Annotated in this window: 16 protein-coding genes; 4 read left to right on the plus strand and 12 right to left on the minus strand. The window is 29.3% G+C overall.

What is annotated here, in order from left to right; translation table 11 throughout:
- The first annotated feature begins 151 nt into the window (after positions 1 to 151).
- Complete coding sequence (locus KGF46_RS07790) at positions 152 to 2434, plus strand: EAL domain-containing protein (protein ID WP_227827664.1); 2283 nt, start codon at positions 152 to 154, stop codon at positions 2432 to 2434.
- A 62-nt stretch (positions 2435 to 2496) separates the two neighbouring features.
- Here KGF46_RS07790 and KGF46_RS07795 read toward each other — a convergent pair whose 3' ends face one another.
- The 5 genes from KGF46_RS07795 to KGF46_RS07815 all read right to left on the minus strand — a co-directional run bounded on the left by KGF46_RS07795 (position 2497) and on the right by KGF46_RS07815 (position 7754).
- Positions 2497 to 3837, minus strand: coding sequence for an MATE family efflux transporter (locus KGF46_RS07795; protein WP_227861056.1), 1341 nt, complete (start codon positions 3835 to 3837; stop codon positions 2497 to 2499).
- An 11-nt stretch (positions 3838 to 3848) separates the two neighbouring features.
- Positions 3849 to 4631 (minus strand): ABC transporter ATP-binding protein, encoded by a 783-nt coding sequence (locus tag KGF46_RS07800; protein ID WP_227839656.1) that lies wholly within the window; start codon positions 4629 to 4631, stop codon positions 3849 to 3851.
- A gap of 14 nt (positions 4632 to 4645) precedes the next feature.
- Entirely contained in the window at positions 4646 to 5668 is a 1023-nt protein-coding gene (locus tag KGF46_RS07805; protein WP_227827667.1) for a FecCD family ABC transporter permease, read from the minus strand.
- Positions 5669 to 5673: 5 nt separating this feature from the next.
- Positions 5674 to 6687, minus strand: a complete 1014-nt coding sequence (locus tag KGF46_RS07810; protein WP_227827668.1) for a FecCD family ABC transporter permease — start codon at positions 6685 to 6687, stop codon at positions 5674 to 5676.
- A gap of 128 nt (positions 6688 to 6815) precedes the next feature.
- Positions 6816 to 7754, minus strand: a complete 939-nt coding sequence (locus tag KGF46_RS07815) for an ABC transporter substrate-binding protein (protein ID WP_227827669.1) — start codon at positions 7752 to 7754, stop codon at positions 6816 to 6818.
- A 280-nt stretch (positions 7755 to 8034) separates the two neighbouring features.
- On the opposite strand from KGF46_RS07815, the gene KGF46_RS07820 reads away from it, so the two are divergent.
- The gene (locus KGF46_RS07820; RefSeq protein WP_227827670.1) at positions 8035 to 8499 is read left to right on the plus strand and encodes a hypothetical protein; all 465 of its coding nucleotides are present in this window, start codon (positions 8035 to 8037) and stop codon (positions 8497 to 8499) included.
- A 122-nt stretch (positions 8500 to 8621) separates the two neighbouring features.
- Here KGF46_RS07820 and KGF46_RS07825 read toward each other — a convergent pair whose 3' ends face one another.
- From KGF46_RS07825 to KGF46_RS07855, 7 genes are all read right to left on the minus strand, one after another.
- Positions 8622 to 8939, minus strand: coding sequence for a PTS lactose/cellobiose transporter subunit IIA (locus tag KGF46_RS07825; protein ID WP_227827671.1), 318 nt, complete (start codon positions 8937 to 8939; stop codon positions 8622 to 8624).
- 12 nt (positions 8940 to 8951) lie between these two features.
- Positions 8952 to 9683: a chitin disaccharide deacetylase gene (gene chbG, locus KGF46_RS07830; protein WP_227861911.1), complete on the minus strand. Its 732-nt coding sequence runs from the start codon at positions 9681 to 9683 to the stop codon at positions 8952 to 8954.
- 22 nt (positions 9684 to 9705) lie between these two features.
- The gene (locus KGF46_RS07835) at positions 9706 to 11016 is read right to left on the minus strand and encodes a 6-phospho-beta-glucosidase (protein WP_227842542.1); all 1311 of its coding nucleotides are present in this window, start codon (positions 11014 to 11016) and stop codon (positions 9706 to 9708) included.
- Positions 11017 to 11090: 74 nt separating this feature from the next.
- The gene (locus KGF46_RS07840) at positions 11091 to 12407 is read right to left on the minus strand and encodes a PTS transporter subunit EIIC (protein ID WP_227854650.1); all 1317 of its coding nucleotides are present in this window, start codon (positions 12405 to 12407) and stop codon (positions 11091 to 11093) included.
- A gap of 21 nt (positions 12408 to 12428) precedes the next feature.
- Complete coding sequence (locus KGF46_RS07845; RefSeq protein WP_227854651.1) at positions 12429 to 12740, minus strand: PTS sugar transporter subunit IIB; 312 nt, start codon at positions 12738 to 12740, stop codon at positions 12429 to 12431.
- 203 nt (positions 12741 to 12943) lie between these two features.
- Positions 12944 to 13648 (minus strand): GntR family transcriptional regulator, encoded by a 705-nt coding sequence (locus KGF46_RS07850; protein WP_227827676.1) that lies wholly within the window; start codon positions 13646 to 13648, stop codon positions 12944 to 12946.
- Positions 13649 to 13742: 94 nt separating this feature from the next.
- Positions 13743 to 15104, minus strand: a complete 1362-nt coding sequence (locus tag KGF46_RS07855) for an MATE family efflux transporter (RefSeq protein ID WP_227842540.1) — start codon at positions 15102 to 15104, stop codon at positions 13743 to 13745.
- Positions 15105 to 15542: 438 nt separating this feature from the next.
- Between KGF46_RS07855 and KGF46_RS07860 the strand changes: the two genes are divergently transcribed.
- Together KGF46_RS07860 and KGF46_RS07865 are read left to right on the plus strand one after the other, a co-directional pair.
- Positions 15543 to 17306 carry a bifunctional homocysteine S-methyltransferase/methylenetetrahydrofolate reductase gene (locus KGF46_RS07860; protein WP_227842539.1) on the plus strand — a complete coding sequence of 588 codons (1764 nt, stop codon included), beginning with the start codon at positions 15543 to 15545 and terminating at the stop codon, positions 17304 to 17306.
- Between the two features lie 219 nt (positions 17307 to 17525).
- A complete protein-coding gene (locus tag KGF46_RS07865) occupies positions 17526 to 18677 on the plus strand; it encodes a GGDEF domain-containing protein (RefSeq protein ID WP_227839667.1) in 1152 nt (383 codons plus the stop codon).

Below are 18677 nucleotides of genomic sequence, written 5' to 3' on the forward strand. Positions count from 1 at the left end.
AGAATATCTTCCCTACTTTTTAAAAGAATCTACATAAGAATAAGCGTAAAAATAAAATTTAGCGCCTTCACAGATATAAATATTTGGTATAATATGTCTGAGAGGAGTCTTCTTTGTAAGCCAATAAAAGATGGAGGATGGAATATAAAAAATGTATACTAAAAGCGCACAAAATAAAAAAATAATAATTACTTTATTGCTAACTCTTATTATAATTGTGTCCTTAGTTTGTATTACTTTTGTTATGACACTACATAAAGTAACTCATAGTGAAACAGAACGCTATCTTACAGAAATCTCAGAGAGTGTCTCCACTACAATTAATGTAAAATGTAAAAGTATATTTAAAATATTATACTCTATAGGGGATACTTATTTTCAGTTTAGTGATAACAATAAAAATGTCACTGAATATTTATCTAAAAAATCAAAATTATTGGAGTTTGATTGGTTAGGTATTGTCAATTCTAATGGGAGTTTTATAGGCACTGATGAAAGTACAGGTAATGTTAAAGGACAATATTTTTATAGAAAAGCTCTTCAAGGTGAAGAGACAATTACTCCAATCAAATCTCAATCTGGTATATATGGAATTTTATATTCTGTACCACTTTATAAAAATGATAAAATAGTCGGAGCTGTTACTGCTTGGAATACTCTTGATACTATGAGAACTTTACTAAGCGTGGAAAGTTTTGGTGGTGAAGGATTTTCTCAAATCATTGACAAAAATGGAAATTTTATTGTAAGTTCAGACAACAAAAACGCGCCAAAAAATGTTGTAAACTTTTTCGACACAATTAAAAAACATGGAAGCTATACTGGTAAAAATACTCTTGGAGAAATGAAAGCAAACTTAAAAGAGAACAAAAAAGGTTCTATGTACTTTACATTGGATGATGGTATTTATAAAGCAATGCACTATGTTCCTCTGGAAGAAGAAAATCTATACCTACTTTCAATTGTTCCAGTAAAAGTAGCAAATGCACAGTTTGATTTACTTCTAAAAAAAGTAGTTTTTATCAACATTTTAATTATTATATTATTTTTATTACTTATCATATCAATTATATTTATAAATCGCAAAAATAGAGAACAACTTATAAAAATCGCCTATGTAGACCCTGTAACTAAAGGCTATAGTAAGGCACGTTTTGATATGGAAGCTAAAGAAATCATACAATCATCTTCATCAGGAACCTATTCATTAGTATCTATAAATATTCAGAAGTTCAAACTTATTAATGATTCTTTTGGTAGTGACGCTGGAGATAAAACATTAAAATACATACATGATGTAATTGCTAATTATTTGGAACGAAAAGAATTACTTTGTAGAGTTTCTAATGACCAGTTTAATATTCTTATTAAAACTATTTCACAGAAAGAAATTCTTAAGTACATAGAAAATATTACAAACGATATTAACAGTTTTAATAAAGATAAAGAATGTAAATATTTCATAGCTCTTTCTATAGGCGTCTATAAAATTGATGACCCAAATATACCACTAGTATCAATTCAAGACCGTTCAAATGTAGCACGAAAAAATATTAAAGGAAATGCTGTAAATCATCCACTTTACACATGTGTATTTTATAGTGATTTAGAACGTTTGAGAATGCTTAAAGAAAAAGAAATGGAAAATAGAATGGAAGAAGCATTAGATAATAATGAATTTGTAGTCTACCTCCAACCTAAGGTAGACCTTAAAAACAATAATATTGTAGGTGCAGAAGCGTTAGTACGATGGCAAGACCCAGATAAAGGTCTTATTCCACCAAATGATTTTATTCCTTTCTTTGAAAAGAATGGCTTCATCATCAAACTTGACCATTATGTGTTTGAAAAATCATGTGCCATGATACGAAAATGGATAGACAATGGAGAAACTCCAATACCTATTTCAGTTAATTTTTCACGTGCCCATTTAAATAATAAAGATTTTTTGAAAAAATACAAAACAATTCGTGATAAATACGATGTTCCTGCTAAACTTTTGGAAATCGAATTAACTGAAACACTTGTATTTGATAACTTACAAATGTTACTCAATGTAATAGACCAAATCCATGAGGAAGGTTTTCAATGTTCACTAGATGATTTTGGAAGCGGATATTCTTCACTTAACATGCTAAAAGAAATAAAAGTCGATACTCTAAAACTTGACCGAGCATTTTTTAGTGCTCCCAATGCAGATAATATATCTGAAAATCATGTAATAGAATCTGTAGTTGAACTGGCAAAAAAATTAAATATGAATAGTATATCGGAGGGTGTTGAAACAATCTTACAGATGGAATATCTAAAGAAAATTAATTGTGATATGATACAAGGATATGTTTTTTCTAAACCTATACCTCAAGAAATATTTGAAAAAATGGCTTTTGGAAAAACACTAGATGAAGTCAATACAAGCGATGCCATAAAATAATAGCCTGTCTCTATAAAATGATTTTAATCATTTTGAGACAGGACTTTTTATTTTTCAATATTTTAGGCTTGATTCATCTTAAATTCTCTTCTTAAGAACAATAATACAATTATCATAGCAATAAAATCTGCAATTGGCTGTGCTAACCAAACCCCATCTAAATTAAATCGAATTGGAAGTACAATAATCAATGGTATAAATAAGATAAACTGTCTCAAAAGAGTCAAAAACATAGAATGTTTAACTTTACTTACACATTGAAAATACACAGGTCCAACAATAGAAATCCCCATTATAGGCAAGGTGATTAAATTTATATTTATACCTCTTACAGCTATTTCCATTAGATTTGAATCTTTGTTGAATATGCCAACAAATACTTCAGGAAATACCTGCACTACTAAAAATCCAAAAGATAATATAACTATAGATACTAAGATAGACAGTATTAGGGTTTTCTTTGCACGGTCAAATTGCTTTGCTCCATAATTATATGATATTATAGTTTGCATACCTTGATTTAGACCAAATACAGGCATCATAAACATCAACAAAATAGATGTAAGAGCTGTCATAGCTCCAATAGCCAAATCTCCACCATAAACCTTTAGAGAATTATTAGTAAGTACATGAGTTATACTTATCGCTACTTCCATTGCAAATGGTGTCATACCTATTGCAAATATTTTTTTTGTTATATTTATATCTAATTTTAAATTGTATTTTTTTAATTTTAAATTAGATTTCCCTCTTATAAAATAATGTGCTACCCAAATAAATACCACGACTTGACAGAGTACAGTTGCTATAGCTGCACCTTTTATACCTAAGTTAAACACAAATATGAATATTGGGTCTAATATCAAATTTAGTATACAACCTACTATCATTGTTCTAGCTGCTAACTTAGGATTTCCCTCTGCTCTAATTGCATTATTTAAAGAAAATGCAATTAGATTAAATGGAGTTCCAAGCAATATAACACTCATATAGTCTTTTGCATAAGATATTGAATCTTTGCTTGCTCCCAAAAGAAAAAGTATGTCTTCTAAAAAAACTAATCCTAATACAGTTATAATTATAGATATAATTATAGATAGTGTAAGGGTATTACCCAATATTTTTTCTGCTTCTTTCTTATTTTTTTCTCCTAACTTTATAGATAAGCTTGTACTAGCACCTACTGATACTAACATTCCAAAAGCTATTATTAGTGTAAATACTGGCATAGTTACACCAAGTCCTGCAATAGCTATAGACCCAACTCCTTCCATAGAGCCAATAAAAGCTCTATCTACTACATTGTAAAGTGAAGTTACCATCATCGCTATTATTGCAGGTATTGAATACCTAAATAATAAAATCCATATTTTTTCATGTCTTAATGCTTCTTGATTTTCCATGTTGTCACCATTTATACCATGTCATAAGTTATACAAATTGGTTTATTTGTCCTTGGGTCTGTTGCTATTTCTGCATCGATATTAAACAACTCCTTTAGATTATCTTTTGTCATAACATCGTACGCATTACCTTGACAAACTATCTTACCTTTCTTAATACCTATCATGTGGTCAGCAAATCGTGCTGCGTTATTAAGTTCATGTATTACCATGACAATAGTTCTTCCTTGTTTTTTGTTTAATTCATCTAATAATTTTAGTATTTCTAATTGATGAGCTAAATCTAAATATGTTGTAGGCTCATCTAATAAAAGTATATCAGTCTCTTGTGCCAAAGCCATAGCTATCCATGCTCTTTGTCTTTGTCCTCCTGATAAATCTTCCATACTTCTATCCTTAAACTCTGAAATTCCAGTAACCTCTAAGCTCCAATTTACAATATCTCTGTCTTCTTTACTAGAATTTCCAAATCCACTTTTATGAGGGAATCTTCCATATGAAATTAGCTCTGAAACAGTAAGACCACTAGGAGCTTGAGGACTTTGTGGAAGTACAGCCATACTTTTCGCTATCTCCTTAGATTTTTTCTTATATATATCTTCTCCATTTATATATATACTTCCATTTTTAGGACTAATAATTCTTCCTATTGTTTTAAGTATTGTAGACTTTCCACAACCATTAGCCCCTATTATAGTAGTTATCTTTCCTTTTGGTATATTTAAATTTAAATCTTTTATAATATCTGTATTTCCATATGATACATTTAGATTTTTAGTATTTATACAATTCATAACAACACCCTTTCCTAATCATTTGCCAACATTAAATAAATAAAGTATGGTACTCCTATTATAGAGACAACTATACCTACTGGTATTTCTATAGGAGCAAGAATATTTCTAGATATAGTGTCTGCCACTAAAAGTAATAATGTACCTATCAACGCTGATACTGGTATTAGTCTTTTATGTCTTGGACCTATTATCTTTCTTCCTATGTGTGGTGCTATTAAACCTAAAAACGAAATACTCCCTGCTACGGATGTTGATACACCAGATAAAATCACTGCATATATTATGAGTCTTCTTCTTTGCTTCTCTACATCTACACCAAGACTTGTAGACACTTCATCACCTAAGTTCAAGACATCTATATACTTAGCCTTATACATAGTTATTCCCATAAAAATCACTATAAATGGAAGTACAGCTATTACATATTTCCAACTAGTTCCCCAGATGCTACCTGATGTCCATACCATAACTCTATTAAATTCTTGTGTTGTAAATTTTAATTGAAATATCGTCAAAATTGAAGTAAAAGCGATATTTACGCCTATACCAATTAGTAGTAACCTTGATGAATTTATTCCACCTTTCCATGCAAGAGAATATATCAAAAATGCTCCAAACAAAGCTCCTACAAGTGCAACAACTGGCATTGTAAATACAGTGAGATTACTCATGCCTTCATAAACATTACCATTCATAAGATATATATAAACAACTACAAATAATGCTGCTCCTGAATTTATACCCAAAATTCCAGAGTCAGCCAAATCATTCTTTGTAACTCCTTGAAGTATTACACCTGCTGTTGATAATGCTGAACCAACCAATAACGCTATTATTATTCTTGGTAATCTCAGTTTAAATATTGCAATTTCATGATTACGCTGACCTTGACCTATAAAAGTCTTTATAACATCCATTGGTTCTATAGAAAATGAACCTAAATTTAAACTAACTAGAAAAGCAATAAAAATAAGTACCATCAAAATTGATATAACAAGTAAAGTTTTAGAATTTGTTTTTATAATATTTTTCATAGCACCTATTTATTCCCCTTTCTAACAAGATATATAAATATTGGAACTCCTATAAGAGCAGTTATAGAGCCAACTGGAGTCTCATATGGAGGATTTATCATTCTACTTAATATATCCGTATATACAAGTAGCACAGCTCCTAGAACCAAAGAACTTGGTATTATATACTTATAATCTGAGCCTACTATTCCTTTAGCTATCTGAGGAACTATGAGACCTATAAAAATAATATTACCTGATACTGAGACAGATGCTCCAGTCATTAATATTACTAAGACTATACATATAAACCTAACAATGTCAGTTTTTTGTCCTAGCCCTATTGCCACTTCTTCTCCAAGACTTAGGATAGTTATTCTTGGGGCCATAATCATAGATAGTATAAATCCAATACCTCCAACTATAAATAATAGCTTTATACCTTCCCACGTCACGCCTACAAGTCCTCCTGATATCCAAAAACTTAATTGCTGAGATAGATTAAAGTACATGGATATTGCAGATGCCAAAGAAATTAACAATGTTCCAAGAGCTACCCCTGCAAGAGCTAATTTTACGTTATTAACTCTTCCTCTTGATTTGGAACTTATAAAATATATAAATAAACCACTTATACTTGCTCCAATAAATGCAAATATCATTATGCTAAAGCTCCCATGTATAAGTTTAGGAAATTTTTGTTGAAGTACTAATGATATTGCAATTGCAAATGTAGCTCCCTGTGTAATTCCTATAACAGAAGGTTCAGCTATAGGATTTCTTGTTATTCCTTGCATTATAGCACCTGAAACTGCTAAAAATCCTCCAACAAGTGCTGCTGCTATTGCCCTTGGAAGTCTAACATCCTTCACTATTCTCATATTTATTCCATCTTCCATATTTGTCAAACTACTTATAACAGTCGATAGATTCATATCTTTAGCCCCAATAGTTATGGATAATACAATTCCAAATACAAGCGCAACTATACTTATTAATATCAACGAATAAGTCAGATTTTTTTTACTAAGTGTAGTCAATTATCCTACCTCCTTTTCCCTTTTAATTGTTAGTACAGTAATATTCATTAGGTATTTTATAATTTTAAACTTATTAAAAATAGGTGTGAAAAATGAACATCATTATCTCACACCTAATAAGTTAAGAATTACTTTGTTAATTCATTTTTAACTGATTCTAATAACAACTCTTTTCCAATTGGATTATATGATTGGCTGAAAAATGGAGCTGCATCAAGTATTGTTACGTTTCCATCTTTTACTGCTCTTATTTGAGCCCATATAGCACTATTTTCTAAATCTTTTTTATCTGATTCTGTAGCTATCACAATTATATGGTCTGCATCTATATCTGTAAGACCTTCCATACTTACCATTGGTAATGTTATTCCATCTTGCTTTGGCATATTTTTAGGTCTAGCTAATTTCATATCATCATTAATTAAAGTTCCAATTCCTCCATCACTAAACACCATAAATTGCCCTGAACTTGCTAACACTGGTAAATAAGTTTTTTCTCCATTTTTTTCTACAACTTCTTTACCTAGTTTTGTAGCTTTTTCATCATACTTTTGTAACCAATCCTTAGCTTCGTCTTCTTTATCAAATATTTTTGAAACATCAGTTAACTTACTTCTCCAGTCATTTGCATAATCTTTCATCATGACTACAGGAGCTATTTCTTTTAATTGGTCATAGATTTTTTCTTGTCTTTGACTCATTATTATTAAATCTGGATTTGCTTCTAATATAGCTTCCATATCCATAGTATCCATCATAGAGTGACCTACTATCTTTACATCTTTAAGTTCTTCTCTTATGTAACTTGGTAATTTATCAGTTTCATATGAGTCTATATTTGCTGTTGCAATAGGTGTATAGCCAGCTATTAATAATTCCTCACTACTTCCTGATATATCAACTATTTTTTTAGGATTTGATGGTATCTTCACCTCTCCCTTAACAGATTGTACAACTCTTGTATCTGATTTTTCTTTATTATCTGTGTTACTATCTGAACATGCTGTAACAAGTACTAACGTAGTTATAATAGATATAAATATTGCTAATGATTTTATTTTTTTCATGATTATTTCTCCTACTTGTTTATTATACTTATATGATATTGATTATCATAAGCACATATTTATTATAGCATTTTTCTAGTTTTAGTCAATATTATTTTGCAAAAGGATAAAAATTCCTAATTAATCTTAATTATATATACTACAGATAAGGTTTTCTTTTATTTAACAATAAATTTTATACCTGTTTTTTATGTAAATATAATAAATAGAATGACTTTTCAGTTAAACAATGATAAAATGCAAGGTACAAAACAGTAATTTAGTAAGGAGGATTTAAATCGTGGTACATTTAGTATATTGTGATAATGCAGGGAAAAAAGGAGAAAAGGTCTTAGACAAAATTTTAGCGGGAACGAAGACGATGGTAATTAGAGGTGCTGCTGGTAGAAAAATACCACATAGCAGAGTATTTCAAGGAGAATTACTTTATTTTATGGAAAAAGGAACTTCAAAAATTTCTGCAAAGGCTACTGTTAAAAAAGTAGACAACTATGTTAAATTAACAGAAGACGAAATTTGCAAAGTTCTAGATGAAAATCAATCAAAATTAAATTTATCCGAAAAGCAAAAAATTCGTTGGCATAAAAAGTGTTTATGCTTGGTTGAGTTTGAAAACGTTCAAGAAATAACACCTCTTGATTTCGACCACCAAGGGAATATGGATGATTGGCTTATTATTGAAAAAATTGAAGATGTAGTTGTTGGTACTAGTATACCTTACAATTACGAGAAATCTAAATTTTAAAATATTAATAAAATAATAAGAGATTCCTAAGTTATAACTTTTAAATTTATTCTAATAAAAAAGAGTGTCTTTAATAATTATAGAAATTATTAAAAACACTCTTTCATAATAGTTAAATTAGACTACTTGCTTTCCAATCTTTCATACAAATCTACAAATTCTTCTGCTAGTTGTTGAAAGTTCATAGATGTCATTAAATGGTCTTGTGCATGAACTAATATAACACTCATTTCAGTTTTATTACCACTAGCTTCATTTTGTATTAATTCTGTCTGGAATTTATGTGCTTTATGAATTGATTCTTTTGACTTTTCAATGCACGCTCTAGCATCATCTATATTTCCGTTCTTTGCTTCTTTTATAGCTTCAAAAGCTAGACCTTTTGCATCACCTGCAAATCCAATTATTCCAAAAGATATTTCTATCATCTTCTCATCCATCTGTATTACCTCCTAAATATCTCTATAGCTTGATATGACTAATCCATTTTCTCTCAAAAACTCTCTGACTTTTTTAGATGTAAGTATTTTGTGCTCTTTCGTTCTATCAATTGCATAAGATGTAGAATTTAAAATATAATCATCTAAAAAAGCTGGGTGAGACATAATATCCACTACATCATACTTCATTATTTCTTCTATATTTTTTATAAAATATTCTTCACTCACATTTTCTTTATAAAAGCTATCTATTAATGGAACTATTTTTGAATACTCTAAATCGTATTCAAAACCTCCTCTTATTGGAAGATTATACTTATTTACAATTTTCTCTATTATTGGTTTTAAATTTACTAAAGTATGAATATGATGATGACTATCTAAATGAGATATGTCTATTCCAAGTTCTTTTACTCTATCTATTTGAGCACAAAGTTCTCTATAAATCTCGTCATAATCCATTTTTTTAATAATTTTGTCTGTAATTCTTCTAATAAAAAAACCTTCTTTATCAACAATAGTTTTTAAGTTAGACAATAATGGTCTACCACAACTTAAAGTCATATGAACTCCACAATTTAAATCTCTATTTTCTTTAAGTAGCTTTACTCCATGTTCTACACCAGGCATATTTGCCATCATAGATGTAGACTTAACTATTCCATTATTATGAGCTGATATTATACCATAATTCACAGCTTCGCAATATCCAAAGTCATCTGCATTTATTATAATTTTAGTCATACCATAACCTACTTTCTATAAACTATCTATTAAATCTAGGAAGATAATCTTTATGAGCTTCTAACATTTCATCTAATATAGTTTTTGCCAAATCATCAGATGGAATCAATGGGTTTATACAAAGTGCCAATAGAGCAGAATCATAATCTCCATATACAGCTGCTTTGGCTGCTAAAACTTCAAATGACTTAATTTGACTTACTAACCCATGTACAGAATCTGGTAAATATCCTATACTTAATGGTCTTGGTCCATTTTTTGTTATTACACTACTTACTTCTACTGCCTGCTCATCTTTAAAGTCTCTTATAGCCCCATTATTTAATGTATTAACTACTTGGATGTCTTTTTTATCATTGTATATAGAACTTATTAGATTACAAGCAGCATCACTATAATAAGCTCCTCCTCTTTTTTCAAGTTGAGGTGGTTTTATATCTAGTTTTTCATCTTTATATAATTCAAATAATTGTTCTTCTAATTCTTTAACCACTTGACCTCTAGCTTTTCCCTCTTTAAACTCTAATAACTCATCTTCAAGCATTTCTTTAGTTTTATAATAATATCTATGATATGGGCAAGGTATAGCACCTAAAGATTTTATAAAATCAGCATTAAAATCAATTGCCTTTATATTTTGCATACTTATATCTGCTTTAACAAACTTATCTATTGCTTCATTTGTAACATCTTCTCCATCTAAAGCTACATTAAGACCATAAACCATATGATTAAGACCTGCAAAATCCATACTTATTCTATCACTTTCTACATTGAATAGTTTAGCTACATCATTTTTTAAATGAATTGGGACATTGCATAGACCTATATATTTTTTAAAGTTAGTGTATTTGAATACAGCTTCTGTTATTATTCCTGTTGGATTTGTAAAGTTCACCATCCATGCATTTGGACATAATTCTTCCACATCTTTTATTATATCAAATATAACTGGTATTGTACGAAGAGCTTTAAACAACCCACCTGCACCATTAGTTTCCTGTCCCATAACTCCATGAGATAAAGGAATAGTTTCATCTTTAATTCTTGCATCTAAAAGGCCTACTCTGAGTTGTGTTGTTACAAAATCTGCGTCTTTTAAAGCTTCTCTTCTATCTAAAGTAAGATTTATTTTCATATCTATTCCAGCTTTTTTTACCATTCTTTTAGCTAGATTCCCTACTATATCTAGTTTTTCTTTTCCATCTTCTATATCTACAAGCCATAATTCCTTTACAGGTAGCTCCTTATATCTATTTATAAAACCTTCTACAAGTTCAGGAGTATAACTTGAACCTCCTCCAATTGTAACTATTTTTAGCCCATTTTTCATCTCATTATACCATCCTTACTTATAATTTAGTATATATTACAGAACTTTATCTGTTTATTGTTGAATAAAATTACCTAGTTGTTAATTTTTGTTAATTTTTTAGCTTCCATTTTTTCAGATGCTATAACAAATGGAATGTATATTAATATTGACAATATTAAATTAAATAGTGCTAAAGCTCCTCCACTCCAGTCACCTGTGGCCATTGCTCCACCTAATATAGGAGGTGTTACCCAAGGTATTTTAGGTAAAATTACTGGTGCTACTAATCCAAAATCTATTGCTAAATATGATACAGCACTACACACTACTGGTGCAAGTACAAATGGAATCATAAAAATAGGATTTAAAACTATTGGAAGCCCAAATATTAATGGTTCTCCTATATTAAATATTGCTGGAGGTCCCCCTAACAATATCATCTCTTTACGTCTTCTTCCTGCTATTAATAAAGCTACAACTAATCCTAATACCATTCCTGAACCACCTAAATACACAAATGCATCAAAGAATGAACCTGCAAGTACATGATATCCTTCAGTTGCACCTGCTTGAGCTAAGGCAGCGTTTTCTCCACCTAATTTCATAAGTATTGTTTCTGTAAAAGGAAGTGCTATATTTGCACCATGAAGACCAACAGTCCAAAGTATATGAATTATAAATGCAATAAGCATTGTAGAACCTAAACTATCAGCTACGTTTGATAGTGGTGCTCCTAAGTAAGTATTCAAAATATCTGTTAAGAAACTTCCATCTGAAAGCATTTTTATAAATATTCCTATTACAGTAAATATCATTATAGTTAACATTCCTGGTATTAACTTTGCAAATGAGCTTGAAACTGCTGGTGGAACTCCATCTGGCATTTTTATAGTTAATTTCTTTACTTTAGATAATCTTACAAATATCTCAGCAGATAATAACCCTATTAATATAGAAGAGAAGAGTGCTGCTGTTCCTAAGTAAGTCTGTTGTATCATTCCCCATCCTTCAACTGCGCTAGTACCACCTTCTGGAACTATCTTACCAATTTGTGGAGCCATTATAAAAAATATAGATAGTGCTATAAGACCAGCTTGTAATCCATCACTTTCATAAGACTTTGCTAGGAAATAGGCAACACCTATTACTAAAAATACTGCCATCGTACCTATAGCTCCCCACCAAAGGTCTTCTCCAAACATAGTCCAATTTTCTCCAAATATACTTGCCATCAGATTTTTATACGCTTCTAATGGCAAGTTGTTTATCAATGTTCCCAATGCACCTACCATAGTTATAGGTATCATTGCTATAAATGCATCCCTTACTGCTACTAAGTGCCTTTGAGCCCCTACCTTTGCAGCTACAGGCACTATATATTTATCCATAAATGACATGAATTTTTCCATTTTACATCCTCCAGTACAATTTTATTTTGAATTATTTAATTCTACTGCTCTATCTAGGACAGCTTTCCCATTACATCTTCCATAATCCATCATATTTATAACTTCTACTGGAATATTATGTGGTTTTGCCATTTCAGTTGCTTTTCCTAATACATATCTAACTTGAGGTCCTAAAAGTAAGACATCACAATTTTCTATTTCATTTTTTAAGTTCACTTCTGATATAGCCCATATTTTTGCTTCTATACCGTTTTCCTTCGCGACATCCTCCATTTTTGTAACCAATAAACTAGTTGACATCCCTGCTGAACAAGCTAACATTATTTTTATCATTTTCTTACCTCCAAATTAGAATTTATTAAGTATCTTTTTAAGTCACAATATCTTTAAATTATACATTTAAAGTGTCCTTATTTATTAATTTTTATTTTAATGTATATATTTTATTTTTAAATGTATATACATTTATTTCTTGATATTATTATATATCAAATGTATATACATTTCAAGAAAACTTTTTCATTTTTTCTTAATTTTTATTCGACAACAGCACTTAAAGTTAAAGTATATCCATGATGATATGTGTGTGAGTATTCAAAAACCTCACTATTTTGTAACTTACAAACTTGATTTATATATAAAAGTGCTTCTGGCTCTTCAATCTTTAAATTAGTCATACATTCCTCATTTGATATTACAGCTTGTACTTCTCTCTCTGACATAGCTATTTTATATCCACATACTTCTTCTACAAAATTATAAAGTGAATTTTCACAATGAATCTTATTTAAATTTGGAAATAACTTAACTGGCATATATGTAATCATATATGAAACCCTTGTTTCATCTGCCAATCTTACTCTTTTTATCTCCCATACATTTTCTCCTAAGCTAATGTTCAATTTACTTGATAATTCTTCATCTGCTTGAACTATTTCAAGAGATACCAATATATTAGATACTTTATAACCTTTATTTTCCATCTCCTTAGTAAATCCACTTACAGAAGATATATTATCGTATATTTTATTTGCGAGCACTATACTTCCTACACCTCTTTGTCTAGTTATATAACCTTCCTTAACTAGATTATTTAATGCTGACCTTACAGTCATTCTAGTCACATTAAATTCTTCGCTTAATTGCTTTTCAGATGGGATTAAATCCCCTTCTTTCAAACTATCTGAATTTATTAGTTCTCTTACATGATTTTCTATAACTTTATAAATTGGTTCTTTCATTTAATTCACTCCTCATCAATTCGAACTTTTATATGATAAGTTAATTTTATATACAAATAAACAAAATGTCTATACATTTAATACAAATTAAATTTTATTTAGATACCTTATATAATTTCCCAAGTTTAAGCAGATATATAAATAAACTTATCATTAATATTCCCTTTAATATACTTGATAGTGTTATACTCCACCAAACACCATTTAATCCTAATATTTCTGGTCTAGATATAAAATAAGCTAATGGTACTCTTGCACCAGTCAATACAGTAACTATTATAGAAGGTATATAGGTTCTTCCTAACCCTTTAAAAGCTCCTGTTGTTATTATTTCCAAACACATAAAAAATTGAGAGTATCCTAATATTTTAAGATACATCGCTCCTTTTTCTATTGCTTCACTTTCATCTATAAAAACAGAAAAAATACTTCCACCTGCAAATATCAATACTAAGGTTGTCATTATTCCAAGTATAGAAGATACAATTATAGCTATTTTACATCCTTTATTTATTCTAGAGTACTTTTTGGCTCCATAATTTTGTCCAACAAAGCTTCCTAATGCAACAGCCAATCCTTCAGCAGTCATCCATGATATTGCTTCTATTTGTGACCCTACTTTTTGCACTGCAACTGCAACAGGTCCCCATGAAGCTACTATTACACCAAGTAACATTGAAAATATTGTAAACATTCCACTTTGTATAGCTACAGGAAAACCTAATTTATATAGCACTTTATAGTATTTAAGTTCTATTTTTCTGAAGATTTTTATCTTAAAATACTCCTCTTTACTCTTAAATATTATATATAGAAAACACGTAGTAACTACTATTTGTGCAAATACAGTAGCAATAGCAGCCCCTGCAACTCCAAGTTTTGGAGCAGGTCCCCATCCAAAAATTAGCACAGGGTCAAGTATAATATTGGTTATTAGGCCTATTGTATTGATGCAAAAAGGTGTTCTACTATTCCCAAGTCCATTGAAAATTGCTGTAAATACTGGATTGATAAAATAAAATACCATACCTAAAGCTACTATTATTAAATATTGTCTGGACATAGATATAACTTCTAAATCTCCCAATCTGAAAAACCCTATTAGTTGTTTATTGAGTACTATCAAAACCATAGTATACATTATTGCCAACATAATATTTATTTCTACTGCTGATTTTATATATGATTTAGTTGTGCTTATATTATTTTCTCCTATACTTTGTGCTACCTTTACTTCCCCACCTACTTTTGAAATCATAATAAATGCCATTGCAAGCCATGGAAAAAATCCAGCTGTCCCAACTGCGGCTACTGCTTTACTTCCAGCTTTACCAACCCATATCATGTCTATCATATTATATCCCATTTGTATAAATGAAGTCCCCATTATTGGAAGTGATAGTCTAAGTAACTTTTCAGTAATCCTTCCTTCTGTTAAATCAAGTCTATTTTTCATTTTCCACCTCTGTCTTTATAATCTATCATGTGTTATTTCTCTATAACAGTATACTTAACACTTTGGATATTTACATTATTATTTCCAATCATGAATACAAATTTTACTCTATACAATATACCCTATTTATAAAAATTTAATTATAATAATCATTTTTAATAGTTTAATATAAATCATAGGTCTATATAGCTTCAAAATTTATCAACTCTAGAAAAATACTACAGTGTTTGTCTTTGACTTATGGCAATATATATAATTATATCCCTATATCACTATTATAGTTCTTATTTTAATATCAGTTAAGCAAGTATATCAAAATCACTAGCAAACTTGTTATATAAGCTAAGATGCTCCACTATGTTTTCCAAATATTGACAAGATTTTTTTGGGTTGATATACTAATACTTAAAATATTTTAAATTCGTGTGAGGTGAAGCAATGAACATAAATGAATATATTAAAGACTCTGTTTTAGTTTTTGATGGTGCAATGGGTACATACTATTCTAAACTAAAAAATAGTCCTTTCAATTGTGAAATGGCCAATATAAACGATTCATCTACAATATTATCTATACACAAGGAATATATAAAAGCTGGATGTATGGCTATTAAGACAAATACTTTTGCAGCAAATGAAACACTTCTAGAGTGTGATTTTAAAACGGTCAAAGATATTATAAAAAGTGGCTATGAAATTGCATTAGAGGCAACAAGAAATACAGATGTATTTATATTTGCTGATATTGGCCCAATACCTGCTCTAAATGATAGAGATTTGTTACCTGATTATAAGAAAATAGTAGATGTATTTTTAGAAATTGGAGCAACTAATTTTCTATTTGAAACATTTAGTAGTGATGAATATTTACCAGAAATCTCAAGTTATATAAAGGAAAAACAACCAAACGCATTTATCTTAACAGAATTTGCAGTTAATCCAGAGGGCTTTACTAGGCTTGGAAAAAGTGGAACTAATATCTTTAAATCTATTTCCAAGGACAAAAATATTGATGCATTAGGATTTAATTGTATCTCTGGTCCCCACCATTTATTACATTTTATAAAGACACTTGATATTAATGACAATATAGTTTCTATTATGCCTAATGCAGGCTATCCAACTATTATCAATAATCGTACATTTTTTGAAGATAACTCAGACTATTTTTCAGAACAGATGCTAGAAATATTAAATCAAGGAGTTCATATACTAGGTGGATGCTGTGGTACAACACCTGAATTTATTAAAAAGACTGTTGAAATAATAAATTCTTCATACAAAGGCAATGTTGACATAAAAAATGATATTTCTCCAAAAGAAAAAATTAAATCTGTAACAAAAAACGAGCTCTTAGAAAAGCTTGCTGTAGGTAAAAAAATTATAGCAGTTGAACTAGACCCTCCTATTGATACAGATATTGATTTTTTTATGAATAGTGCTGAAAAACTAAAAAACTATGGAGTTGATGCAATAACAATTGCTGACTGCCCTATAGCAAGAGCAAGAGTTGATAGTAGTTTATTAGCTTGCAAAATAAAGAGAGAATTAGACATCACCCCTATACCACATATGACATGTAGGGATAGAAACATTAATGCTACAAAAGCTCTTCTTTTAGGATTAAATATTGAAAACATAAACAATGTGTTAGTAGTAACTGGGGACCCTATACCTTCTGCTGAAAGAGATGAAATAAAAGCTATGTTTAGTTTCAACTCCTCTATACTAGCAAATTACATAAAAACTTTAAATGAAAATACCTTTAATACGCCATTTAATATATTTGGAGCTTTAAATATAAATGCAACAAACTTTGATTCTCAACTTAAGCATGCTAAGATTAAAATAGAAAATGGAGTTACTATGTTTTTAACTCAACCAGTTTTAACAGAACAAGCTCTATTAAACTTAAAAAAAGTTAAGGAAATACTTCCTGCAAAGATATTGGGTGGAATTATACCTGTAGTAAGTTACAAAAATGCTTGTTTTATGAATAATGAAATTTCAGGAATTACTGTCTCACAAGAAATTATAGATATGTACAAAGACGCTTCAAAGGAAGAAGCTACTAAACTTGCTATCAATATATCAACTCAAATAGCAAAAGAAATTGAACCTTATGTAGATGGTTATTATATCATTACACCATTTAAAAGAATTGACATAGTATGTGATATATTAGCAGGTATTGACAAATAAAATAATTATAATACAAATACTATTAAGATATTATAATGTTTATTTATTAAAGTATAGTGTAATTCTAGAAAGCCTTGTATTTGAATCCTTTAAGCTAAATTATAGATTGTAATTTTTAGATGATTTTGATAATATATATGTATATTATGGTAATATTTATAGCTATACATTAATTATGAGGAGATTTTGTGAAACATTTTTTCACAAAAAATTTGGGATATGGAAATAAATAAAAAATTCAATAGAGTTGATATGCAAGTTTCAATACTTACTGCAATTATTGTAATAATTTCTTCTTCATGTGTTTATTTTTTTAATTATGCACTCACTTATAATGATATGATTTATACTTTAAGTGAGAGGTCAAGACATATATATAAATATGTAGAAAAAAATCTTGACAAAGATACCTTTATTGAAATTAATTCTGAAAAAGACCACTCAAAAGAGTCTTATAAAAGTGCTAAGGTGCTATTGGAATCTGTAAAAAATACTACTGGAGTTATGTACCTATACACTGCAAAAAAAACAAAAGACAACTCCTTGGTATATGTTGTTGATGGTTTAGATTCATCTAGAAGTGATTTTAGAAATGCTGGTGATTTGATAGAAAAAGAGATTTGGGGTGACCTTAACAAAGCACTAGATAATAATATATTGCTACCTAAAAAAATAAAGAAAACGTCCTGGGGACACATATTTATATCGTATTTTCCTATCCATAATGATGCCGGTAAAGTCGTTGGAGTAATGGGAATTGAATTTGAAGCAAAACATCAATACAATACTTTTAGATTTATAAGTATAGTTACTCCTTTTATAGCTTTATTAACTTGTTTAATATCCGCATTAGTAGCAGTAATCCTATTTAAACGTATATCTAATCCTACATATACTGATTTTGCCAATACTGATTATCTAACAGGCTTAAAAAATAGAAATGCTTTTGAAATAGATATGAATAACTTAAACAATTCAAATCTCAAAATACCAATTTCTATAATGTCAATAGATTTAGATGGTCTTAAAAAAATCAATGATAAATTTGGCCATCAAACAGGAGATTTATACATCAAAAATGCAAGTAAAATTATACAAGATGTAATAAATAAAAAGCATATAGTTTATCGTGTTGGTGGAGATGAGTATATAATTATTTTGAAAGATTCCTATCGTGAAGAAATAGATAGTATTGTCGATAAGATTAACTTAAAAATAATTGAAGAAAACTCTACTAATGAATTAAATTTATCCATGTCTATTGGATATGCTGTCTTTGATGAAAACTTAGATACCTCTTTATTTGATACATACCATCGTGCAGATTCTGAAATGTATTATAACAAAAGAAAAACTAATAAAAAAGATTAA

Source organism: Clostridioides sp. ZZV14-6153, from assembly GCF_020657855.1.
In the GTDB taxonomy this organism is placed as follows: Bacteria; Bacillota; Clostridia; order Peptostreptococcales; family Peptostreptococcaceae; genus Clostridioides.